The organism is Streptomyces sp. iso_384, from assembly GCF_056172905.1.
On record NZ_JBWBTT010000001.1, the window covers coordinates 1,140,475 to 1,164,394 of the forward strand.

The window sequence follows — 23,920 nt, forward strand, 5'->3', positions numbered from 1 at the left end:
CCTTTCCGGTACGGGGCTCGAACGCGCTCGCGGCACGCCCCAGGGCACCCCGACTCCGCCCTCCGCGTCACCCGAACGGACCCCCTCGGGTGACCCGTCCCCCCGGCGCGGGTTGTACCCCATGGCCCCCGGCGGGCCTCTCCACGCCCCCGAAGCCCCAGTCCCCGGAAGGATCGTGCGCCGCGATGGCACCCCGTCTCACCGTCGTCGTCCCCCTCTACAACGTCGAGGAGTACCTCGGTGCCTGCCTTTCCTCGCTCGCCGAACAGACCATGCCGGACCTGGAGATCGTCCTCGTCGACGACGGATCCACGGACAACGGCCCGGTCGTCGCGCAGGAGTTCGTGGACCGCGACCCGCGCTTCCGGCTGCTCCGGCAGGAGAACGCCGGGCTCGGCGCGGCCCGCAACGCCGGGATCCGCGAGGCCCACCCCGAGGCGGAGTTCCTGACGTTCGTCGACAGCGACGACGTCGTGCCGCCCGGTGCGTACGCCCGGATGCTCGCCGAACTCGACCGCTCCGGCTCCGACTTCGCCACCGGCAACGTGCTCCGGCTGCGCGCGGGCGGCGAGCTCGAACAGTCCCCGATGTTCCGCAAGCCGATGGAGAAGGCTCGCCCGGCCACCCATGTCACACGGGACTGGATCCTGCTCGGCGACCGCATCGCCTGCAACAAGGTCTTCCGTCGCACCTTCTGGGACGAGCACGCCTTCGCCTTCCCGACGGGTGTGCTGTACGAGGACATCGCCGTCGTCCTGCCCGCCCACTTCCTGGCGAGTTCGGTCGACGTCGTCGAAGAACCCGTCTACCACTGGCGCGACCGCGACGGCTCGATCACCACCCGGCGGGCCGTGCCCCGGGGCATCCGCGACCGGGTCACCGCCGTCACCACCGTCAGCCGCTTCCTCGCCGACCGGGCGGAGACCACCGGGGCAGCGGCCGGCGCCGCCGAGGCCAAGCGCCGCTACGACGCCCACGCGCTCTCCGGCGACCTGTGGCTGTTCATCGAGGCCCTGCCGGACGGCGACGCGGAGTTCCACGAAGCCTTCCTGGAGCACGCCGGGGCCTTCGCCGCCGCCGTCGAACCCGGCGTCCTCGCCGAACTGCCCCTGCATCTCCGGGTCAAGTGGCAGCTCATCCGCGAACGCCGGCTGCCCGAACTCCTCGCCCTCCTCGCCGACGAGAAGAAGGACCGGGACACCTTCCACGTGCGCGGACTGCTCCGCCCGCGCGCCCACCACCCCGCCGTCCGCGACCCGCTGCCGCCCGCCACCACCGCCCTGACCGCCGCCGACCTGCCCGTCCACGCCCACCTCACCGAGGCCGTCTGGCGGGACGGGCTGCTGCGTCTGACCGGGTACGCCTATGTGCGCAACGCCCCGGGCGGGACCCCGCGGCTCGGCTGGCTGCGATCCGGGAAGCGGCTGATCCCGTTGCGGCTGCGGCCCGTCGGCGGCGACGAGGCCACCGCCCGGTCCGGCCGTTCCCTGCACCGGTACGACCGCGCCGGGTTCGAGGCCGTCGTCGACCCGCGCAGGCTCACCACCAAGGGCGACCGTACGACCTGGAAGCCGGAGGCCGTCGTCGTCGGCGCGGGCCGGCCGCGCCGGGGTCCGATGCGGCTCGTCGGCACCCCGGCCCCGCCCGCCGTGACGTACACCGACGAGCGCACCCGGATCGTCCCCGTCCTGTCCGGCAACAAGCTGGAGCTGCGCACCGAACGCGTCGCCGCCGTCCTGACCGGGCAGTCGGCGGTCGAGGACACCGTGCGCCTGGAGGTGAAGGTCCTCCGCGACGCCGGGCCCGTCGCGCTGCGGCTCACCGAGTGGCGGACCAAGGAGACCCGGGAGTTCGCCCTGCGCGGCTCGCCCGGCTCCCGGGCGGCGGACATCCCGCTCAGCGTGTTCCGGGGGGAGAACGACATCTGGGGCGTGCAACTCATCGGCGAGGGCGAGCCGTTGACCGTCGCCGCGCGCCCCGACGGCCAGGACGGGCGCTACCCACTGCCCGGCGGCCGTGAGCTGTACGCGGCCCCCAACCCCTCCGGCGACCTCGTCCTCACCGACCGGGCCGTCCAGCCCGTCGTCACCTCCGCCGCCTGGGAGGAATCGGGCGAGCTGGTGCTCGAAGGAACCTTCCCCGAGCCCACGGGCACCGCACGGGAACTCGTCCTGCGCCACGGCGGCCACCAGGAGGAAGCCGTCGTCGACATGGAGCGGGCCGGGGGCGACGGCTTCCGGGCCGTCATCGCACCCGCAGCCGTCGAAGGGCCCGGCGGAGCGCTGCCGCTCGCCGAGGGGCGCTGGTACCTCTTCCTGCGCGCACCGGGGGAGCGGGACCCGGAGGCGTACCGGCCGCTCCGGGCGGTCACCCCCCTGCACAGCACCCTGCCCCGGCAACGGCACGAAGGCGGCCGGGACTTCACCCTCCAGCGCCGCCACCACGACCGGCTCGTCCTGGAGTCCGGCAGCGCGCTCCCGGCCGTCGACCGGGGGCCGTACGGGCAGCGCGTCCGGCGCGAGCGGTACGCCGTGGTCCGCACCGTCGCCCCGGCAGCGACGCGCCCCACCGTCCTCTATTCCAGCTACGACGGCCGCCAGTTCTCCGACTCGCCCCGCGCCATCCACCGCGAACTCGCCGCCAGGGAACCGGACATCGAGCACCTGTGGGTCGTCCGCGACCAGCAGGCGGCCGTGCCCGACGGGGTGCGGCCCGTCGCCCTGCACAGCGCCGAGTGGTACCAGGCGCTGGCCCGCAGCCGGTGGATCGTCACCAACACCCATCTCCCCGAGTGGTTCGAGCGGGCCGACGGCCAGTGCGTCGTCCAGACCTGGCACGGCACCCCGCTCAAGCGCATCGGCCGCGACCTCGCGGGCACCCCGCACGCCGACGCCGCGTACATGGCGTCCATGGAGCACCGGTCCGCCCAGTGGAGCGTGCTCGTCTCCCCGAACAGCTTCTCCACCCCCGTCCTGCGCCGCGCGTTCGGCTACTCCGGCGAGGTCCTGGAGTGCGGCTACCCGCGCAACGATCTGCTGTACGCCCCCGACCGGGACAAGGTCGCCGCCGCCGTACGGGAACAGCTCGCGATCCCCGAGGGGCGGCGCGTGATCCTGTACGCCCCCACCTGGCGCGACGACCAGCCCCGGCAGGGCGGACGCTACGGGCTCGATCTCCGGCTCGACCTGGAACAGGCGCAGCAGGCCCTCGGCGAGGACCGGGTGCTGCTGGTCCGCCGCCACTACCTCGTCGGCGGCAGCGTCCCGGACACCGCCTTCGTACGCGACGTCTCGCGCCACCCGGACGTCTCCGAACTGCTGCTGATCAGCGACGTGTTGGTCACCGACTACTCCTCGATCATGTTCGACTTCGCGCAGACCGGCCGCCCGATGCTCTTCCACACCCACGACCTGGCCCACTACCGCGACACCCTGCGCGGCTTCTGCTTCGACTTCGAGCACCGCGCCCCCGGCCCCCTGATCCCCGACTCCGCCGGAATCGTGGCCGCCCTGCGCGACCCGGAGGCCGCCACCGCCGGGCACCGGGAGGCCTACGCGCGGTTCCGGGAGGCGTTCTGCGACCTCGACGACGGGAGCGCCGCCGCCGGGGTCGTCGACCGGATGCTCAAGGGGGAGCAGGCATGAGCGACTTCAGCTGTGTGATCACCGGCGGCGGGGACAACGACGGACCGGGCGGGGCCGACGCCCTGCGTGCCTCGGTGGAGTCCGTGCTCGGTCAGTCGCTGCGCGGGGCCGAGGCCGTCGTGGTCCTCGCCGCCGCCGCCGACCCGGCCGTCCGCACCGTCGCCCGGATCCTCGCCGAGCGGGCCCCCGGGCGGATCCTCCTCGTCCACGCCGACCCGGCCGTCCGCACCACCGGCGCCCTGCGCAACGCGGGCCTGGACGCGGCGAACGGCCGGTACGTCCTGGTCCTCACCACCGGCGAACGCCTCCAGCTCCACGCCTGCCGCAACCTCTGGCAGGCGGGCGAGACCAGCCGCGCCGACCTGATCGCCGGCCGCTGGAGCCGGGCCGCCGACGAGGGAGGCAAGGAGCGCGAACCGTCCTGGCAGGGCGAGCTGTTCGCCCGCTCCCGTACCCTCGCCCGCTTCACCGAGGCCCCCGAACTCGTCGTCAGGGACGCCCTGGTGACCGGATTCTGTCTGCGCCGCGAGGCCGCCCGGCGGCACGGTCTGCGGTACGAGGAGGACCTGGCGCACGGCGAGATCCTGTTCGGCCCGCTCGCCGCCGCAGCGGTCGGCCGGATCGCCCTGGTCCGGCGGCTGATCGTGACCGGCCGGGCCGTCCCCGACCGGGCCCGCGACCTCACCGCCCTGGTCGAGGCCCACCGCCGGGTCGCCAACACCCTCCTCGCGCGCGGGCTGCCCGAACTGCGCGAGGAGCGGGAGAGGGCGTTCGCCCGGGATCATCTGGTGCCGCTGGTCCGCTCCTTCCCCGGGCTGCCCGCCGCCCGCCGCGCCCGGGTCGCCGCGGCGGCCGCCCGCACGCTGACCAGGCCCGTACCGCCGGATCTGCCGCCGCTGGAGCGGGTCGCCGTGACCCTGCTGGCCCGGGGCGACGCGGAAGGGGCCCTCGCGGCGGCGTACGCGCTGAGCCGGCCCGCCACCGTGTGCGCGCCGCTGACGACGGACGCCGACGGGCGGGTGACCTGGGGCGGCAACGGCAGTAGCGGCGGCGAGGGCGGCGGCCGTGACATCGCGGGCCCGCCTCTCGACATCACCGAACTCGGCTACCAGCAACGCCCGTTCGGCGAACTCCGGCTGATGAACCGGCTCACCCGCTGCTCCACCGCCGAGGACGGCCGCCTGCTGCTCGAAGGGCGCCTCGTGCTGCCCGGCCACAGCGGGCCCACCCCCGGCACCCCCCTCACCGCCACCCTGGAGTTCCGGGCCCGGGGCGGGGTGCGCGCCGTCGCGTTCCCGGTCGAGGAGGTCCGGCACGACGGCAACGGGATCATCTGGCGCGCGCGGGCCGACGTCTCGCGCCGCCTGCGCCCCGTCGGCGTCCGCGACACGGCATGGGACGCGCGGCTGACCGTGACCGCCGGAGGCGCCGACGGGCCCCGGTCCGTCAGCGATCTGTTCGCGCCGCAGGACCAGGTGGCCGGGGCGGTACGGTTCGCCGCCCGGCCCCGGCTCGGACGGCTCGCCGGGGACACCTGGGAGCCCTACATCACGCTCAAGGACCACTTCGCGCTCCGGCTGACCGCCCGCCGCCGCCCGGCCCGCACCACCCACCGGCTGGTCCGCTACGCCACCCGCTTCCGGCCCGCCCGCAAGGCGAAACTCCTCGTCCGCGGCCTGCGCAGGCGGCTGGACCGCTACCGCTCCCGCGGTTTCAAGGCCCCCGCCTACAACACCTGGCTCACCCGGCTCCCCGTACGCCGGGGCTCCGTCGTCTTCGAGAGCCACATGGGCACCTGCTACGGCGACAGCCCGCGCGCCCTGTACGAGGAGATCCGCCGCCAGGGCCTGAAACTGCACGCCACCTGGTCCTACGACCCCGACCCGGCCGGCTTCCCGGACGACGCCCGCCTCGTACGCCGCTGGTCCTGGCGCTATCTGTGGGCGCTGGCCCGCGCGGAGTACTGGGTCGACAACCAGGGCTTCCCGCAGCATCTGCGCAAGCCCCGGCACACCACGTACCTCCAGACCTGGCACGGCTCCGCGTACAAGCGGATGGGCTTCGACGAGAGCCGCGTACGGCTCCAGAACGCCCCGCAGCGCGAGCGGCTCCAGCGGGCCGTGGACCGCTTCGACCACTTCCTCGTCCGCTCCGAGCACGACGTGAACACCCTCGCCCGCGCCTACCGGCTGCCCGGGGAACGGCTCCTGCGCACCGGCTACCCGCGCAACGACGCCCTGATCGCCGAGCGGAACCGGTCCGAGACCGAAGGACGGCTGCCGCGCCCGCCGCTCGCCGAGGCGCTCGGCCTGGCCGATCACAAGAAGACCGTGCTGTACGCGCCGACGTTCCGGGGCGGCCCCGGCAAGCAGCGAAGGAGCCGACTCCTGCTGGACGTACGGGAGTTCGCGGCGCGGTTCGGTGACACCCACACCCTGCTGGTGCGGTCCCACTACCTGGAGTCCGCTCGGCTGCCGGTCTGCCCGCCCGGCACCGTCGTCGACGTCTCACGCCACCACGACGTGAGTGAACTCCTCGCCCTCACCGATGTGTTGATCACCGACTACTCCTCCATCATGTTCGACTTCGTCCTGCTCGACCGGCCCGTCGTGCTGTTCGCCCCCGACCTCGACGCCTACGCGGACGAGCGCGGCAGCTACTTCGACCTGCGGGAGAACGCCCCCGGGCCGGTGACCGCGACCCAGGACGAGCTGTTCACCGCCCTCGCGGAACTCAAGAAGTCCGACACCCGGTACGCCGATCAACGCCGCGAATTCGCCGAGCGGTTCGGGTCCTACGACCTGGGCGACGCGGCCCGGAGGACCGTCGCGGCCGTCTTCGGCCCCGCAGTCCGCCGGGGCTCCCGCCACACCACCGACCACGACCGGGGGGCCGGCCGATGAGCCGCGACATCTTCATCGTCTCCAACAGCACCGACGAACTCGGCGGCGTCACCGGCTGGATGCACCAGACCGCCCGCCTCCTGGCCGGCCAGGGGCACCGGGTGCACGCCATCGGCATCCACGCCTCCGACCTCACGATGGTGCTGCCCGAACCGCCCGCCCACCCCGTCACCGCCCTCTACCCCGCCCACCCACCGACCCCCTGGACGCCCCACGGCATCCGCGACCGCTTCCGGATCCCCGCCCGGCGCAAGGAGGCGGCCCGCGTCGCCGCGAAGAAGCGGGCGGTCGGCCGGCTCTCGGAGATCTTCGCGACCGCCCGACCCGGCGCGGTCGTCATCGTCACCCAGGTCTGGGCGATGGAGTGGGTCGGGGAGGCCGACACCACCGGGCTGCGGGTCATCGGCATGAGCCACGAGTCCTACGGCTACTCCCGCGCGAGCCACCGCTACCGCTGGATCATGAACCACTACAGGGACCTCGACCACTGGCTCGTCCTCACCGAGGAGGACGCCGACCGGTGGGCCGGGGACGGCATGAACAACGTCGGCTTCCTGCCCAACGCCCTCTCCCGCCTCCCCGCCGTGCCCTCCCCGCGCACCGAGCGGACCGTCGCCAGCATCGGCCGGCTCAGCGACCAGAAAGGCATCGACCTGCTCCTGGACACCTGGGCCCTGGTCGCGCCCTTCCGCCCGGACTGGCGGCTGCGGGTGTACGGGGCGGGCGAGGACGAGGCCGCGCTGAAGGCCCAGTGCACCGCCCTCGGCCTCGACGGGTCCGTGGAGTGGATGGGCCGCACCGACGACGTCGAGCGGGCCCTCGCGGAGGCCTCCGTCTTCGTCCAGTCCTCCCGGGGAGAGGGCTTCCCGCTCGCGCTCCTGGAGGCGATGGCCAGCGGCGTGCCCTGCGCCGCCTTCGACTGCGCGCCCGGGGTGCGCGAGATCGTCCGGGAGGGCGAGGACGGGCTCCTGGCCCCGGCCGGGGACGTCGCCGCCCTCGCCGACCGGCTGCGGCGGCTCACCGGCAACCCCCGGCTGCGCGACTCCATGGGCGCGCGGGCCCGGTCCGGCGTCCAGCGGTTCTCCGAGCCGGAGACCCTGCGCCGCTGGGAGGAGCTGTTCGCGTTCCTGGAACGCTGAGCGGACCCGGGGGACGGGCCGGGGTCAGCCTGCGACGGTCGCCCCGGCCCCGTCCTGCGCGGGCCGGGCGGCGGGCGTCCGGCGCGCGGCGGACGGCACCGGCAGCGGCAGCCCGTCCGTCTCCCCGAGAAACACCCGCCGCACCACCCGCTCGGCGGCGTACCCGTCGTCGTACGGGCAGAACCGGGCCCGGAACGCGGCCCGCAGCTGCGCCGAGCGGGAGCCCCGCCAGTGGTCCGTGGCGAAGATGTCGAACAGCTCGTCCTGGCTCCGGGCCACGATGCCGGGCGGGAACGCCGTGATGTCGAAGTACGTGCCCCGGGCCGCCTCGTACGCCTCGATGTCGTCCAGGTGCAGCACCACCGGGCGGTCCAGGTTCACGTAGTCGAACATCAGCGACGCGTAGTCCGTGATCAGGGCGTCCGAGGCGAGTGCCAGCGTCTCCACCGACCGGTGCGCGGTGACATCGATGATCCGGGGATGCGGCGCACGGCGGACGCCGCCGGGCCCCGGCGGGCGGGGCGCACGGGCCAGGATCACGAACTGCGGGCCCAGTACCCGGATCAGCCGCTCCAGATCCAGGGCGGGCCGCTGGACCAGCCGGTAGTCGCGGTGGGTCGGTGCGTACAGCAGGGCCGTGCTGCCCGCCGGGATGCCGAGCGTCTCGCGCAGCCGCGCCACCTCGGCCGGGCCGGTGCGGTGGTACACGTCGTTGCGCGGCGAGCCGTACTCCAGCGTCGTGTACGCGGACGGATAGGCCCGCTCCCGTACGAGGGTGGAGTGCGGGTTCGCCGAGAGGGAGAAGTCCCAGGTGTCGACCGAGCGCAGCAGCTGCTCGAAGTCGGTGCCCCGGGCGGCGGCGGGCCGGTCCAGCAGATCGGTGCCCACGGACCGCAGCGGCGTGCCCTCGTGCGTCTGCAGCAGCACCTGGCCGCGCCGCTTCACCAGCCCCCGGTCGAAGGAGGCGTCGTTCACCAGATACGCGGAACGGGCCAGCGCCGTCCAGTGGGCGAAGGTACCGGGCGTGAGGTGCCGGCTGCCGGTCGGCACGGTGTGGGCGTCGACGGCCCGGCAGATCCAGGCTGTCCGCACCCCCGGGACCAGCTCGCGGACCTTCGCCTCGATCGCCGCCGGGCTGCCCCCGTACCCCCGGCCGCCCTGGGCGGTGAACACCGCGTCCCGGGAGCGCAGCGGCAGCCGCAGCTGGATCCGGTAGTGCGCGCGCAGCGCCGCGCCCCGCACCGCCCGGCGCACGGCGTCCGCCGCCTTGCGCAGCCGGCCGCCGAGGCGCTGGGCCGCCGACAGCGCCCGGTAGGTTCGGCGCGCGCCGAGATGCATCAGGCCGTGCCGCAGGAGCGCCCGGCGCGGGACCGGGGCGCCGGGGGTGTGATAGCGGCGGCAGGACGCGGTCGCCCGGCGGAAGAACGCGGTGCGGCTGTGCGGCGGCAGCCGGTCCCGGGAGGCGAACAGCGCCGAGAAGTGGTCCAGCATCCGGCGGAACATCACCGGCCGCCACAGGGAGAGTTCGGGGCGGGAGTCGATGAACGCGAAGACCCGGTCGTACTGGTCGAAGACGTCGAAGTGCTTCTCGCTGGTGGTGGAGAGGATGTTGCCGCGCCGCCGCTGCCGGTAGGAGACGCAGACGGCGTCCAGCACCGCGATCGAATCGGCCGCCATCAGCACCGGGTAGGTCCAGGGGGTGTCCTCGTAGTAGCCCGGCGGGAAGGCGAACCCCTCGGCCTCGACGAACGCCCGGCGGTACGCCTTGTTCCAGACGACCATGAGGAGTTGCAGCAGCTCGGGGCGGTCGGTGAGCCGGAAACGGGCCGGGCCGCCCTCGTCGAGATGGGCGGCCAGGACGTTGCGGACGCTGCGGCCCGTCCAGTACGTACGGGCGTAGTCGTACATCAGGACATCGGGCTCGCCGGTCGCGTCGATCCGGTCGGCGATGGTCTGGAGCGCGTCCGGCAGCAGGGTGTCGTCGCCGTCGAGGAAGACCAGGTAGTCGCCGCCCGCCCGGGCCATCCCGGCGTTACGGGCCGGGCCCAGGCCGATGTTGCGGGGCAGGTGCAGCGCGGTGACGCGGGGGTCCCGGCGGGCGTATTCGTCGGCGATCGGACCGCAGGCGTCGGGGGAGCAGTCGTCGACCACGATGATCTCGTAGTCCTTGAAGGACTGACTCAGCACGGAATCCAGACACGCGTGCAGATACGCCTGGACCCGGAATGCGGGCACGATGACAGTGAACCGGGGCACTACACATCCATGGGTCGTTCGCGGGAACCAGGTGGCCCGCAAACGTCGGATGGAATGACAGGGTTACGCCGGACGTGGCATTCGGGGGAAGTGCGTGGCGAAGCGGCCCGGTTCCGGGGAGCCGGGCCGCTCCTTGTTGACGTACGTGTGTGCAGGTACGCAGCCGTACGGCCGTGCCGCGGTAGCTACTTGACCGCGCCCGCCATCACGCCGGAGACGAACTGCCGCTGGAAGGCGAAGAACACCGCCAGCGGGATCACCATCGACACGAACGCGCCGGGCGCGAGCACATCGATGTTGTTGCCGAACTGGCGTACCTGCTGCTGGAGCGCCACGGTGATCGGCGGCGACTCGGAGTCCGCGAAGATCAGTGCGACCAGCATGTCGTTCCACACCCACAGGAACTGGAAGATGCCGAGCGAGGCGATCGCCGGACCGCCCAGCGGCATCACGACCCGGGTGAACAGCCGGATCTCGCCCGCCCCGTCGAGCCGGGCGGCCTCCAGCAGCTCACGGGGAATCTCCGCGAAGAAGTTCCGCAGCAGGAAGATCGCGAACGGCAGGCCGAACGCCGTGTGGAACAGCACCACCCCGAGCGTCGTCTCGAAGATCCCGATGGTGCCGAAGAGTTCGGAGACCGGGATCAGCGCGACCTGCACCGGAACCACCAGCAGTCCGACGACCAGCAGGAACCACCAGTCGCGGCCCGGGAAGTCCATCCACGCGAAGGCGTATCCGGCGAGCGAGCCGATCACCACCACCAGCACCGTGGAGGGCACGGTGATCATGATCGTGCTGACGAGCGATCCGGTGATCGTCGAATTGTCCAGCAGTCGCTGGTAGTTGTCGAAGGTCAGCTCGGACGGGGCGGTGAAGATCTTCCACCAGCCGGTCGCCGCGATGTCCTGCGGACCGCGCAGCGAGGACAGCAGCAGGCCGATCGTGGGCATCAGCCAGAACAGGGCGACCAGGACCAGGAAGACCCGCATCGCCCCGCCGCCGGCCCGGGCGGCGATCCGGGCGCCGAGGGACTGCCTGGCCCTGGGCGCCTCGGGAGCGCCCGGCTGCCGGGTGACCGCCTTCTGGCGGCCGATGCGCGCGGTGTTCACTTCCGGTGCGCTGCTCATCGGCGTCCCTCCTTCCGGATCCGGCGGATGTTGACCAGCATCACCGGGATCACCAGCAGCAGCAGAAGCACCGCGATGGCGCTGCCGATGCCGAGGTCCGCGTCCGTGCCGAACGAGGACCGGTAGAGCTGGAGCGCCAGCACGTTCGCGTCGTCCTGCGAGGAGCCCGGCGCGATGATGAACACCAGGTCGAAGACCTTCAGTACGTTGATCATCAGCGTCACCAGGACCACCGCCAGCACCGGCGCCAGCATCGGCACCGTGATCCGGCGGAACACCTGCCATTCGTTGGCCCCGTCCACCCGGGCCGCCTCCAGCAGCTCGCGCGGCAGACCGGCCAGGCCCGCCGCGATCAGGACCATCGCGAACCCGGCCCACATCCACACGTAACTGCCGATGATCCCGGGCGTCACCAGGGACGGACCGAGCCAGTCGACGCCGTTGTACGGCTCGCGGAAGTTGTCGGCGGGCAGCCGCAGTTGGGCCCCGTCCGCCGAGGCGGGCAGGGTGAACACGCCGTTCGCCCCGGCCGTGGCCGTGGCGACGACCCTGCCGTCCCGCACCGCCTCGACCTTCAGGCCCTTCAGGCCCAGCTCCTCCGGGTCGACGACATTCGGCTTGCCGCCGCCGCCCCGGGTGAAGTCCAGCCAGGCCGTGCCGGAGATCTGGTCCCCGGAGGCCGCCGGGGCGCCCTCGGCGGGCCTCGCGTCGCCCGGCATCTTCGCCGGAGCCACGCCGACCAGCGGCACCCGCAGCGGCTGCCCCGCCCGGATCGGCTCCTTGGACACGAACGTCCCGCCGTCACCCTTCTCCAGCGGGTGCACGGGCAGCGGGCGGGCCTTCGGGAAGCCGGCGGACTCGTTGAACGTGTCGTGCACGCTCACCGCCACCGCGTTGGCGACCCCGCGCTCCGGAGCCTGGTCGTACACCAGCCGGAAGATGATGCCCGCCGCCAGCATCGAGATCGCCATCGGCATGAAGACGATCAGCTTGAACGCGGTGCCCCAGCGGATCCGTTCGGTCAGCACCGCGAAGATCAGCCCGAGCGCGGTGGCGACCGTCGGGGCGAAGACCACCCAGATCGCGTTGTTCTTCACCGCCGTGAGGATCGTGGCGTCGGTGAACAGCGCCGTGTAGTTGTCGAACCCGGCGAAGCCCGTACCGGCCTGGTCGAAGAACGACCGGTAGACCGAGTACCCGATCGGATAGAGGACCAGCGCGCCCAGCAGCACCAGCGCGGGCAGCAGGAACGCCGCCGCGATGAGCTTGCGGGTGCCGGTCACGCCCCGGCCGGGCTTCTTCGGATCCGGCGGCGGGGACGGGCGCGGACTCGTCTCGTCGGCGGGGGGCGCCGCACCGGCGCCCCCCGCGGTCGCTGTCGTCACGGCGTCAGCTCTTGTACGCCTTGACCGCTTCGGACTCCAGCTGTTTCTGGGTCCCCGCGATGTCCTTCGGGTTCTTCAGGAAGTCCTGGAGGATCTTCCACTCGCCCTTCCCGGGCGTCCCGCCGAACGACTGCGGGGCCTGGTCGGACATGTCGAACCGGACGTCGTCGCCGGCGTCGATCAGCGCCTGGGCCATCGTGCGCTGCACGTTGTTCGGGTACGCCTTCAGGTCCAGGCCCTTGTTCGGGGAGATGAACCCGCCCGCCTCGGCCCAGATCTTCGCCGCGTCCGACGACGCCAGCCAGGTCAGCAGCGCCTGCGCGCCCTTGGTGTCCTTCAGCGCCACCGCCGCGTCGCCGCCGGTCACCACGGGGGAGTCCGCGCCGACCGCCGGGAACGGGAAGACCTTGGCGTCCGTACCGATCTTCGCCTCGGTCTGCGCGATGTTGACCGAGACGAAGTCGCCCTCGAAGACCATCGCGCCCTTGGGCTGGTCGCCCCCGGTGAAGGTCTGGGTGACCGAGGCCGGGAACTCCGTCTGGAGCGCCCCGTCCGCGCCGCCCGCGATCAGCTCCGGCTTCCCGAACAGCTCGGCCAGCGTGGTCAGCGCGTCCTTCACGGACGGGTCGGTCCACGGGATCTCGTGCTTCGCCAGCTGGTCGTACTTCTCCGGACCCGCCTGCGAGAGATAGACGTTCTCGAACCAGTCGGTCAGGGTCCAGCCGTCCGCGCCGCCCACCGAGACCGGGGTGACACCGGAGGCGGAGATGGTCTCCGCGGTCGCCAGGAAGTCCTTCCAGGTCTTCGGCTCAGTGGCCCCCGCGTTGTCGAACGCGGCGGCGTTGTACCAGATCAGCGACTTGTTGGCGGCCTTGAAGTACACGCCGTACTGGGTGCCGTCCACCGCGCCGAGGTCCTGCCAGACCTTGGCGTAGTTCTGGCCGAGCTGGGCCCGCGCCTCGGGGCCGACCGGCTTGGCCCACTTCTTCGCGGCCGCCTGCTGGATCGCGCCGACCTGCGGGATCATCGCCACGTCCGGCGGCTGCTTGCCCGCGATCTTCGTGCCCAGGAAGTTGATGATCGGGTCCTGCGCCGGGACGAACGTGACGTCCGCCCCCGTACGCTTCTCGAACTCGTCCAGCACCTTCGTGAAGTTGGCCTGCTCGGGTCCGGTCCAGACCGCGGCGACCGAGATGCTCTCCCCGTCCAGCTTCGGCAGGTCGACCGTGGACGCGCTGTCCGTGCCCTTGCCGGAACCGTCACCCGACTTCTTCTTGCCGTCGCCGTCGCCTCCGCAGCCGGTGAGCGCCAGAGCGCCGACCGCCGCGAACACGAGTGCGGCCCTGCGTATCGAGAAGGTTGTGCGCATTCCTGCCCCGTCTCTTCTGTACGCGCCCGGCCACGTCGCATGCCCGGACTACGTCGTCCGTGCGCACAGTCCTACGCCCGGCGCACGGGCCCCGCAATACCGCCGTAGGTCCCAACATGGTGATCGTGATCGCCTCGTGACGTCGTGTCAGGGAATGCCGGACACGGCCCAGGGCAGGGGCAGGGAGGAGTGGCAGCCGTACGCCGGGGCGGTGGCCGTGCGCGTGCGCCGGAGATGGATCGTGCCCGTGCCTGTGACCGGGCCTGTGTGCGCGCCGGTGCCAGTGCCGGTGCTTGTGCGTGTGCCGGTGCCGGTGTGCGTGCTTGTGCGTGTGCCGGTGCCGGTGCCCTGCGCCGGTGGCCGTGTCAGGTCGTGAACGGGATCAGGGCGGGAAGCCGCTCGGCGTTCACCGAACGGGCCGCGCGCTCCAGGGCACTGGCGAGCAGCGCCAGGTCGGTCGGCCCGTTGCCCAGCTCCCGGACCGGGCGCCGGGTCGGCGGATCGCCCATCCGCTCCCACTCCAGCGGGACCACGGTGGGGCGCAGCGTCGCCGTGCGCGGGATGCGGCCGGTGACCCGGCCCCCCTGGAACGGCGTCACCCGGCCGTCCGGATGCCCCAACCGGCCCCGGCCGGGCGCCGGTTCGTCCGGGGACGGCGGCAGCACCGGGGCGTCCAGCACGATGCGCAGCCGGGCGCCGCGGGCCAGCTCGGTGTCCTCGGTACGGTCGGGGCGCGCGGAGGTGGCGACCAGATGCACCCCGAGCCGTCCGCCGTCCCGGGCCACGGCCTCCAGCGCCCGCACCACCGAACCGGCGGCGGGCCGGCCAGGGCTGCCGAGTGCCGGGGCGACCAGGGCGTCGAAGTCGTCGGCGAGGACGACGAGCCGGGGCAGCGGGGACGGGCCCGGGTCCGCGGGCCGGGCGGCGGCGGGGCGCAGCCGCAGCGTGCCGCTGGCCGGGGAGTCCAGATCGCCCCGCCGCTCGGCGCCGCTCGGCGGCCGCTGGCCCACGACGCGGGGCGAGGCCTCCTGCTGAGCCTCCTGCTGGGCGTACCGCTCGTGCCAGGTGGCGAAGTCCAGGTCGCCGAGCAGCTCGGCGCGCCGCTTCAGCTCGCCGCCCAGGGCCTGCGCGAACTCCCGCATCCGGACCGGGTCGCACGCGACGAGGTGCGTGAAGACATGCGGCAGCTCCGTACAGGGAAGCAGGCCCTCGCCGCGCTCGCCCTGCTCGCCGCCGGCGCCGTCGACCAGCAGGATGCCGAGCCGGTCGGGCCGGGCCGCGGAGGCGAGCGAGGCGGCGACGGCCCGGAGCAGTTCGGTACGGCCGCTGCCCGGTGGCCCCTCGATCAGCAGATGCGGGCCCTCGTCGGCGAGATCGACGCTGAGAGGGCCCCGGGGGCCCGCCCCGAGCACGAGGACCGGCCGGCCGGAGTGCACGGTGGGCCGGTCCGCGACCGCGTCGCCCTGCTCACCGGCCCCGGAGCCCCGGCCCGGCCCCGAGCGCTGGGCGCCGAGGTAGGGCGTGCGCTCGGAGTCACGGGTGTCGCGGGCGTCCGGCGGTGGGTAGGGCGTGCGGCCGGAGTCGCGGGCGTCCAGCGGTGGATACGGGGTGCGGCCCGGGTCGGGGGTGCCCGCCGCCGGGTACGGGGTGCGGCCGGAGTCGCGCTCCGAGGAGGCCGCCGTGCGCTGGGGGCCGACGCGCGGGCCCGCGCTGAGGGTGCGACCGGAGTTGGGGCTGTCCAGCTCCTGGCGGGGCGCGGAGACAGCCGAGGCCCTGGGCGTCGAGGCACCGGGCTGGGCCTCCGCCGTGGACGCCCAGCGGGCCATCAGCGAGGCCGGCGTGGCACGGGCCAGGCCCAGCTCGTCCAGCAGCCGGGCGGACGGCGGCAGCGCCGCGGTCGTCGGGCGGCCCGCCAGCGCGGCCGAGCCCTCCTCGCGCAGCGGCGCGAGCGCCCGCCCGAACCGCTCGGCCCAGGCCGACGACACCGCGTCCACCGCGGCCACCGTCCCGTGCCCCGCCGCCTGCCCGCCCGCCGTGCGCAGCAGCCGCAACGCCGTGGCGACGTCGCCGCTCAGCATCGCGACCGCCCCGCACTCGCGGAAGGCGATGGAGGCCCGGCAGGCGGCCTCGTACGTCGCGGCCACCGGGGAGGTGGGGGAGGCGGCCGGGGTCTCGGCCAGGCAGATCAGATGGATCCCGGCCGCCGCGCCCGCCCCGGCCAGCCGTGCGGTGGTCTCGCGCAGCATCGCCGTACCGGGGTCGCCGTCCAGGACGACCACCGTGTGCGGCCCCTTGTGGGCGCGGGCGGCCTCGGCCACCGCCGCCCGGTCCAGATGCGGCCAGCCGGGACCGAGCGGGCCCTCGTCGAGGCGGCGCACCAGCTCGGCCGTACGGGCGGCCGCCTGATCACGGTCGTACGCGAGGAGCAGCCGGCAGTCCTGCCCGTGCGTCGGGCGCAGATGCGGCAGCCATCCCAGCCAGGACCACTCGCGCCGCCGTTCCTCCAGCGGGCGGGCGCGGTCCGTGCTGATGAGGACGATCTCCAGGTCGAACGGGGAGTGCAGCGCGGCGAGCTGTGCGACCGTCGCGCGGGCCAGCCCCGCCAGCCGGGCGCGCGGACCGGCGAGCCCCAGCGAACCGGCCTCCCGCAGCCCCACGGTCACCGGCACGGCGGGCACCTCGGCCCGGTCGGTCGTGCCGAGCCGCACCACCAGCGCCTCCGGGTGTTCCGGGTGGCGCTCCCACAGCCGGGGGCCGGGCCCGAGCGCGGTCAGCAGCACGGCGGCCGGGTCGGGCCAGGTGCCCTCGGGGGCGGAGGGCAGCGCGGAGAAGGGCGAACCGGGGGAGACGGGCGAGGCGAGGTGCCCGGCGCCCGACGCCGCTTCGCCGGAGGGGTCGGCGGACCCGTCCGGGAAACCCTGGGAGCCGTACGTTCCGGAGGTGCCGGAGCCGTGCGCACCGGAGGGCCCCGAGGATCCATGCGTGCCGGAGCCGTACGCCGACGCGGCGCCCGGGTCGTCCGGGGTGCGGGGGCCGCCGTGCACGTCCGGGCCGCCGGAGGTCCTGGACCGGCCGCCCCCGGTCTCCGGGCCCGCTGTCTGCTCACCCTTCGCGCCGCCCTTGAGCCGCCTCGCCCAGGCCCCTATGCCGCGCCGGGGCGCCGGGGCGCCGGTGAACTCCTCGTCGCGGCCGCGGTCGCCGTGTCCGGCCTCGGCGCGCTCCGGCCAGCCCTCGTCGGGGGCGGAGGAAGCGAAGGAAGCGGAAGGGGCGGCGGACGCGGAGGCGGAGAACGGGGAGGCCGGTGCGGACGCGCCGGGGCCGGGGGGCCGGGGCGAGGCGCCGTACCCCTGGCCGGGGCCCGGGCCGCCGTGGTCGGGGGTGTGCGCGGCGAAGGGCGCACCGTTGCCGTGGCCCGGGGCGGAGAGCCCCGTCTCGGCGCGGGTCACCCGCAGGTGGCCCTCGCCGTCCGGGGCGGTCGGCAGGGTCGCCGGACGGGAGCCCGCGGTGAGGCGGAGGGCGGATTCGCCGAGCCGCAGCAGTGCGCCGGGGACGAGACGGACCGGCCGTTCGCGCACCTCGACGCCGTCCAGCGAGGTGCCGTTCGTCGAGCCGAGGTCCGCGACCGAGACCCGGCCGTCGTCGGAGACCGTCACCGTGCAGTGCAGCCGGGAGACGTCCGGGTCGTCGAGCGGGACGTCCGCGTCGGCGGAGCGGCCGATCCGGATCTGCCCGCCGTGCAGCAGATGGACCCCGCCCGCGTCCGGCCCCGCCACCACGTGCAACTGGGCCGGAACGGCGTCGTCCGCCGCCTCGTCGTCGCCGGGCACCTGGAGCGAGAGGACCGCGCCGTCCACCAGGGGCGGCTCGCCCAGGGCGATGCGGTGCCCGTCCAGCCGCTCCCGGCCGGCGAAGAGCACGACCGCCCCGCCGCCCTGGGAGCTCTCGGGCCCCGACACGGCGGCGGCCAGCTGCGAGGCGACGGCGGCCAGCGCCGTCCCGGCGGGGGCGGTGACGAGCACGTCGCAGGTGCGCGCCGGGGTCTGGCCGCTGCGCGGCGCGAGGACGGTCAGCCGGATCTGCATCGCCGTCAGCGGTCCCTTCTGCGCGGGGGTGCCCGGCAGGGGAAACGCCCTGTGATTCCCCCCACCCGGCACGGACACGTCGTCCGTACAGGTCGTCACGCACCGCGAGACTCCGAGCCCGCAGATCCGTGCTGGAGGCATCCTCGCACCTGCCACTGACAACACGCCCGGCGGTCACCTTTAAATGATCTTGAATGGTCGGCTGTGGGCGCAAAAGTGCCTGCTTGCGTCCGGATCCTGCCGCTCGGAAGGCTTCCCTGGCAGTTACCTGCCCGCTGCCGGGCCGGAACCCGTAGGCGCATCCGAACGTTCGTGCGCCCCGGGGGCGGCCGTGCGGCAACCTTCCGCCCCGTCCGCGCGTCTTCCCCCGAAACGCGAGCCCCCACATGCCCCGTTCGGCGGCACTACAGTGGGCCGGAACATTCGGGCACCCTCTCGGGGGACCGCAAGCACCACGATCAGCAGGGAGCGCATGACGTGCGGCCGGTAGGCAGCAAGTACCTGCTCGAGGAGCCGCTCGGGCGCGGCGCCACGGGCACCGTCTGGCGAGCCCGCCAGCGGGAGACCGCGGGCGCCGAGGCGGCCGTCGCGGGTCAGCCCGGCGAGACCGTGGCCATCAAGGTCCTCAAGGAGGAGCTGGCCAACGACGCCGATGTCGTGATGCGGTTCCTGCGGGAGCGCTCCGTCCTGCTGCGGCTCACGCACCCGAACATCGTGCGCACCCGTGACCTCGTCGTCGAGGGCGATCTCCTCGCCCTCGTGATGGACCTGATCGACGGTCCCGACCTGCACCGCTACCTCCGCGAGAACGGTCCGCTCACCCCGGTCGCCGCGTCGTTGCTCACCGCGCAGATCGCGGACGCGCTCGCCGCCAGCCACGCCGACGGCGTCGTCCACCGCGACCTCAAGCCCGCCAACGTGCTGCTCGACGAGCGCGACGGCGGCATGACCCCGATGCTCACCGACTTCGGTATCGCGCGCCTCGCCGACTCCCCGGGCCTGACCCGGACCCATGAGTTCGTCGGCACGCCCGCCTATGTGGCGCCGGAGTCCGCCGAGGGCCGCCCGCAGACCTCCGCCGTCGACATCTACGGCGCGGGCATCCTGCTGTACGAGCTGGTCACCGGCCGTCCGCCGTTCGCCGGGGGCACCGCCCTGGAGGTCCTGCACCGGCACCTCAGCGAGGAGCCCCGCCGGCCCTCCACCGTGCCCGCCCCGCTGTGGACGGTCATAGAGCGCTGCCTGAGCAAGGACCCGGAGCGCCGGCCCAGCGCCGAGAACCTCGCCCGCGGTCTGCGTACGGTCGCGGCGGGCATCGGCGTCCACGCGAACTCCGCCCAGATCGCCGCCGCCGACGGGGTGGGCGCCCTGCTCGCCCCCGACCCGGCGCCCGCCGCGGTCCCGGAGACCCCGGGCGCGGCCGACCCCACGCAGGTGCTGCCGAGCAACGCGGGCTCCTACGACCCGGCCGCCGCCACCAGCGTGCTCCCGCAGACCGGACCCGGCGGCCAGGGCGGACCCGGCGGCCACGCCGACCCGACCGCCGTCCTGCCGCCCGTGCCGCAGCGCCCCGACGGGCCGCCGCAGCCGGACGGCCCGCACCCCTGGCAGTCGCAGCTCCAGGCGGCCCGCGACCGCAACGAGCAGACCCAGGTCCAGTACCTCGACCCGAGCCAGGACCCGCTGCGCCGCCGCCCCCAGCGCCAGGCACCGTCGCCCCAGCACCAGCAGCAGCCGCCCCAGCGCCGCCAGCCGCCGCCGCAGCACCAGCAGTACCCGCCGCAGCGCCAGCAGCAGCAACAGCAACAGCAACAGCAACAGCAACAGCAACAGCAACAGCCGCAGCGCTACCAGCAGCCGCAGCAGCCCCAGCGGCAGCAGTACGCGCCCCCGCAGCCGCAGCAGCCGGCCGCGCGTCCGCCGCGCGAACCGCGTCCGCCGAGGCAGCGCGGCGCCAACCCGATGCGCATCCCCGGACTCGGCTGCCTCAAGGGCTGCCTGTTCACCGTGGTGCTCCTGATCATCGCCGGCTGGCTCATCTGGGAGCTGACCCCGCTCCAGGACTGGGTCGCCCAGGGCAAGGGCTACTGGGAAGCGATCGGCGACGCCATCGGCAAGGTCACCGACTGGTTCTCCGCGCTCGGCGACAGCGCCGGAGGCTCGGGCGGGGCCTGACCCGCAACCAGGACCGGCCACGCAACGCTGTCCCTTTGTCGACTTCTCCGGGCCTATTTGGCCCGGAGAAGTGAAGGTCGGCGCCATCCAGGGCACGTGACACCCCGAACGCGGCGTAGCTTTGTCGACCGGGGGTCCACCGCCAGCCGCTGAGGGAGCAGTCTTGGCACGGAATATCGGCAGCCGGTACACGGCCCACCAGATCCTGGGGCGCGGCAGCGCCGGCACGGTATGGCTCGGCGAAGGGCCCGAAGGCCCCGTCGCCATCAAGCTGCTCCGTGAGGACCTCGCGTCCGACCAGGAGCTCGTGGGCCGCTTCGTACAGGAGCGCACCGCCCTGCTCGGGCTCGACCACCCGCACGTGGTCGCCGTCCGGGACCTCGTCGTGGACGGCAACGACCTCGCCCTGGTCATGACGCTCGTACGCGGCACCGACCTGCGCACCCGCCTGGACCGCGAGCGCCGCCTCGCCCCCGAGGCAGCCGTCGCGATCATCGCGGACGTCGCCGACGGGCTGGCCGCCGCTCACAAGGCCCAGATCGTCCACCGGGACGTCAAGCCGGAGAACATCCTGCTCGACATGGAGGGCCCGCTCGGCCCCGGCGGAGCCCACCCCGCCCTGCTCACCGACTTCGGCGTGGCCAAGCTGATCGACACCCCGCGCCGGACCAAGGCCACGAAGATCATCGGCACGCCGGACTACCTGGCCCCCGAGATCGTCGAGGGCCTCCCGCCGCGCGCCGCCGTCGACATCTACGCGCTCGCGACCGTGCTCTACGAGCTGCTCGCCGGATTCACGCCCTTCGGCGGCGGCCACCCCGGCGCGGTCCTGCGCCGCCATGTCACCGAGACCGTCGTCCCGCTCCCCGGCATCCCCGAGGAGCTCTGGCAGCTCCTCGTCCAGTGTCTGGCCAAGGCCCCCGCATCCCGGCTGCGCGCCTCGGAGCTCGCCGTACGGCTGCGCGACCTGCTGCCCCTGCTGGCGGGGATACCCCCGCTGGAGGTGGACGAGCCGGGTCCCGAGGAGAGCGACCAGCAGCCCGCCGGCTACGACGAGCAGCAGTACACCCCGGCCGCCGAGGAGCCCCGCCGCCGCGGCGCGGTCCCGCTGGTGCCCGGCTCCGCGCCCGACTCCAACCGGGACACCCATACGAGCATGCGCGTCCCGGCCCCGGACGAGCTGGCGGGCGGCCCGCTCGGGACGGCCCGCGCCCCCCGCGCCCCGGGCAGGCCCCGGCCCGGCTCCGCCCGCAACAAGGCGGCCGCCGTCCGCAAGCGCCGCCTCACCCTCGGTGTCGCCGCCCTCGCCCTCTGCGCGGCCGTCGCGGTCGGCGGCTGGCTGGCCACCGGCGGCGGAGACGGGGACGGGGCGCCCCAGGACAGCGAGAACTCGGCCCCGGCGACCCCCTGAGCGCACCCCTTCCCCGGGCGGGTTTCCGGACCGGTTCCCGGGGGAGGGCAAGCTTCATCCGGTCAGCCGTTACGCTGGACCCGTGGCAGTCGTCGATATTTCCGAAGAGCTGAAGTCCCTCTCCTCGACCATGGGGTCGATCGAGGCCGTCCTGGACCTGGATGCGCTGAGGGCGGACATCGCCGCGCTCGAGGAGCAGGCTGCGGCGCCGTCCCTGTGGGACGACCCGGAAGCGGCCCAGAAGATCACCAGCAAGCTTTCGCACCTCCAGGCCGAGGTCCGCAAGGCCGAGACCCTGCGCGGCCGCATCGACGACCTCGAAGTCCTCTTCGAGCTCGCCGCGGACGAGGGCGACGCCGACGCCCAGGCGGAGGCCGAGTCCGAGCTGGAGTCGGTCAAGAAGGCGCTGGACGAGATGGAGGTCCGCACGCTCCTCTCCGGCGAGTACGACGCGCGCGAGGCCCTGGTGACCATCCGGGCCGAGGCCGGCGGCGTCGACGCCGCGGACTTCGCGGAGAAGCTCCAGCGCATGTATCTCCGCTGGGCCGAGCAGCACAGCTACAAGACCGAGGTCTACGAGACCGCCTACGCCGAAGAGGCCGGCATCAAGTCGACCACCTTCGCCGTGCAGGTCCCGTACGCCTACGGCACGCTCTCCGTCGAGCAGGGCACGCACCGCCTGGTCCGCATCTCGCCCTTCGACAACCAGGGCCGCCGCCAGACGTCCTTCGCGGGCGTCGAGGTGCTCCCGGTCGTCGAGCAGACCGACCACATCGAGATCGACGAGTCCGAGCTGCGCGTGGACGTGTACCGCTCCTCGGGCCCCGGCGGACAGGGCGTCAACACCACGGACTCCGCGGTCCGTCTGACCCACCTGCCCACCGGCATCGTCGTCTCCTGCCAGAACGAGCGCTCGCAGATCCAGAACAAGGCGTCTGCGATGAACGTCCTCCAGGCGAAGCTCCTCGAGCGCCGCCGCCAGGAGGAGCAGGCCAAGATGAACGCGCTCAAGGGCGACGGCGGCAACTCCTGGGGCAACCAGATGCGTTCGTACGTCCTGCACCCGTACCAGATGGTCAAGGACCTGCGTACGGAGTTCGAGATGGGCAACCCCGAAGCGGTCTTCAACGGCGAGATCGACGGCTTCGTCGAAGCGGGCATCCGCTGGCGCAAGCAGCGCGAGAAGTAGCCTCGGCGGTACGGAGGTTGGGCCCGGACAGGTGACTGTCCGGGCCCGCCTGCGTTGCGGAGGATCTGTGCCCGATGCGTCACAGTCGGGCTTCCGAATAGCCGTCAAGAACCCCCATATCGGTGCCTAGTGCACGGAACGGCCTTGACGTAATCCTTAACTCTGGCCAGGGTGCTAGAGCAGCATGCGTATGTCTGGGACGGGTGTGAACCGGGGGGCGGGCGGGGTGACCACGACACGACGTGGCCTTGCCGAGAGCGATTCCCCGCAGGGCCACGGCCCGCATATGGCTGCTCCAATGACGAGATCGGCTACTGGGGGTAGCAACACATGACGAAGAAGACGCGTATTCGCGTCGCGCGGATAGCCGCTGGTGCGGTTATCGCCGCGGGTGCCTCGCTGACTGCGGCCGGTGCGGCGCAGGCGCTGGACCTCAATGGTTCCGGCGAGCCCACCATCACTACGCAGGACCAGACCGAGGGCGAAGGCCTCATCGGCGAGCTCATCGGTGGCGGCGACCCGGGCGGCGTCGACTCGGGCGGCGCGGCGGGTGAGACCACCGGTGAGACCTCGACGACCGGTGAGACCACCACGGGTGAGACCACCGGCGAGACGTCCACCACGGGTGAGACCACCGGCGAGACGTCCACCACCGGTGAGACCACCACGGGTGAGACCACCGGCGAGACGTCCACCACGGGTGAGACCACCACGGGTGAGACCACCACGGGTGAGACCACCGGCGAGACGTCCACCACGGGTGAGACCACCACGGGTGAGACCACCACGGGTGAGACCACCGGCGAGACGTCCTCGACCGGTGACACCTCCGAGGGGCAGACCGGCTCCACCGGTACCTCGGGCACCACTGGTACCTCGGGCACCACCGGCACCTCGGGCACCACTGGTACCTCGGGCACCACCGGCACCTCGGGCGCTTCCGGTGGCGACCAGGGCGCGACCGGCACTTCCGGTTCCACCACTGGTGGCGACGACGCCGGCACCTGCACCGTCGATCTCGACGGCGCCGAGTGCACCGACGGCACCGACACCGACAGTGTCGGCAACAAGCCGGTCGAGCAGAGCAAGGGCAAGGAAGAGCTCGCCGAGACCGGTGCGGCCGAGACGACCTTCCTGGTCATCGGCGCCGCGACGATGATCGCGGGCGGCATCGGCTTCCGCATCCTGCCGCGCCTCGTCGGCGGCGGTCGCACGGTCGCCTAGTCCGCGGCGGACCGCA

General features: G+C 73.6%; 12 protein-coding genes. 7 read left to right on the top strand and 5 right to left on the bottom strand.

Features of this window, described 5'->3' with window-relative positions; genetic code table 11:
• The first annotated feature begins 185 nt into the window (after positions 1 to 185).
• The 3 genes from AC0VY3_RS05130 to AC0VY3_RS05140 are packed head-to-tail and all read left to right on the top strand — an operon-like array spanning position 186 to position 7,686.
• The gene (locus AC0VY3_RS05130) at positions 186 to 3,644 is read left to right on the top strand and encodes a bifunctional glycosyltransferase/CDP-glycerol:glycerophosphate glycerophosphotransferase (protein ID WP_475549050.1); all 3,459 of its coding nucleotides are present in this window, start codon (positions 186 to 188) and stop codon (positions 3,642 to 3,644) included.
• Positions 3,641 to 6,547, top strand: a complete 2,907-nt coding sequence (locus AC0VY3_RS05135) for a CDP-glycerol glycerophosphotransferase family protein (protein ID WP_475549051.1) — start codon at positions 3,641 to 3,643, stop codon at positions 6,545 to 6,547. The genes AC0VY3_RS05130 and AC0VY3_RS05135 overlap by 4 nt, the downstream gene beginning before the upstream one ends.
• Entirely contained in the window at positions 6,544 to 7,686 is a 1,143-nt protein-coding gene (locus AC0VY3_RS05140; RefSeq protein ID WP_475549052.1) for a glycosyltransferase, read from the top strand. The genes AC0VY3_RS05135 and AC0VY3_RS05140 overlap by 4 nt, the downstream gene beginning before the upstream one ends.
• A gap of 24 nt (positions 7,687 to 7,710) precedes the next feature.
• Here the strand turns inward: AC0VY3_RS05140 and AC0VY3_RS05145 are convergent, their stop codons facing one another.
• From AC0VY3_RS05145 to AC0VY3_RS05165, 5 genes are all read right to left on the bottom strand, one after another.
• A complete protein-coding gene (locus AC0VY3_RS05145) occupies positions 7,711 to 9,942 on the bottom strand; it encodes a CDP-glycerol glycerophosphotransferase family protein (RefSeq protein ID WP_475549053.1) in 2,232 nt (743 codons plus the stop codon).
• A 185-nt stretch (positions 9,943 to 10,127) separates the two neighbouring features.
• Positions 10,128 to 11,069 (bottom strand): carbohydrate ABC transporter permease, encoded by a 942-nt coding sequence (locus tag AC0VY3_RS05150; protein ID WP_103512590.1) that lies wholly within the window; start codon positions 11,067 to 11,069, stop codon positions 10,128 to 10,130.
• The gene (locus AC0VY3_RS05155; RefSeq protein WP_475551642.1) at positions 11,066 to 12,352 is read right to left on the bottom strand and encodes a carbohydrate ABC transporter permease; all 1,287 of its coding nucleotides are present in this window, start codon (positions 12,350 to 12,352) and stop codon (positions 11,066 to 11,068) included. Before AC0VY3_RS05155 ends, AC0VY3_RS05150 begins: the two co-directional genes overlap by 4 nt.
• 106 nt (positions 12,353 to 12,458) lie before the next feature.
• Positions 12,459 to 13,823, bottom strand: a complete 1,365-nt coding sequence (locus tag AC0VY3_RS05160; protein WP_475549054.1) for an ABC transporter substrate-binding protein — start codon at positions 13,821 to 13,823, stop codon at positions 12,459 to 12,461.
• A gap of 365 nt (positions 13,824 to 14,188) precedes the next feature.
• The gene (locus AC0VY3_RS05165) at positions 14,189 to 17,905 is read right to left on the bottom strand and encodes an FHA domain-containing protein (protein WP_475549055.1); all 3,717 of its coding nucleotides are present in this window, start codon (positions 17,903 to 17,905) and stop codon (positions 14,189 to 14,191) included.
• 477 nt (positions 17,906 to 18,382) lie between these two features.
• Between AC0VY3_RS05165 and AC0VY3_RS05170 the strand changes: the two genes are divergently transcribed.
• From AC0VY3_RS05170 to AC0VY3_RS05185, 4 genes are all read left to right on the top strand, one after another.
• Positions 18,383 to 20,080 (top strand): serine/threonine-protein kinase, encoded by a 1,698-nt coding sequence (locus AC0VY3_RS05170; RefSeq protein WP_475549056.1) that lies wholly within the window; start codon positions 18,383 to 18,385, stop codon positions 20,078 to 20,080.
• A 163-nt stretch (positions 20,081 to 20,243) separates the two neighbouring features.
• Positions 20,244 to 21,491 carry a serine/threonine-protein kinase gene (locus AC0VY3_RS05175; RefSeq protein WP_218526235.1) on the top strand — a complete coding sequence of 416 codons (1,248 nt, stop codon included), beginning with the start codon at positions 20,244 to 20,246 and terminating at the stop codon, positions 21,489 to 21,491.
• Between the two features lie 82 nt (positions 21,492 to 21,573).
• Entirely contained in the window at positions 21,574 to 22,680 is a 1,107-nt protein-coding gene (gene prfB, locus AC0VY3_RS05180) for a peptide chain release factor 2 (protein ID WP_030075761.1), read from the top strand.
• A 330-nt stretch (positions 22,681 to 23,010) separates the two neighbouring features.
• Positions 23,011 to 23,904 (top strand): LPXTG cell wall anchor domain-containing protein, encoded by an 894-nt coding sequence (locus tag AC0VY3_RS05185; RefSeq protein WP_475549057.1) that lies wholly within the window; start codon positions 23,011 to 23,013, stop codon positions 23,902 to 23,904.
• The last annotated feature ends 16 nt before the right edge of the window (positions 23,905 to 23,920 follow it).

What these genes read in the sequence shown, in the direction of transcription:
- AC0VY3_RS05140 (WP_475549052.1), top strand. Translation starts at nt 6,544, where the DNA reads ATGAGCCGCGACATCTTCATCGTCTCCAACAGCACCGACGAACTCGGC.
- AC0VY3_RS05185 (WP_475549057.1), top strand. Translation starts at nt 23,011, where the DNA reads ATGACGAAGAAGACGCGTATTCGCGTCGCGCGGATAGCCGCTGGTGCG.
- AC0VY3_RS05165 (WP_475549055.1), bottom strand. Translation starts at nt 17,905, where the DNA reads ATGCAGATCCGGCTGACCGTCCTCGCGCCGCGCAGCGGCCAGACCCCG.
- AC0VY3_RS05135 (WP_475549051.1), top strand. Translation starts at nt 3,641, where the DNA reads ATGAGCGACTTCAGCTGTGTGATCACCGGCGGCGGGGACAACGACGGA.
- AC0VY3_RS05130 (WP_475549050.1), top strand. Translation starts at nt 186, where the DNA reads ATGGCACCCCGTCTCACCGTCGTCGTCCCCCTCTACAACGTCGAGGAG.
- AC0VY3_RS05160 (WP_475549054.1), bottom strand. Translation starts at nt 13,823, where the DNA reads ATGCGCACAACCTTCTCGATACGCAGGGCCGCACTCGTGTTCGCGGCG.
- AC0VY3_RS05150 (WP_103512590.1), bottom strand. Translation starts at nt 11,069, where the DNA reads ATGAGCAGCGCACCGGAAGTGAACACCGCGCGCATCGGCCGCCAGAAG.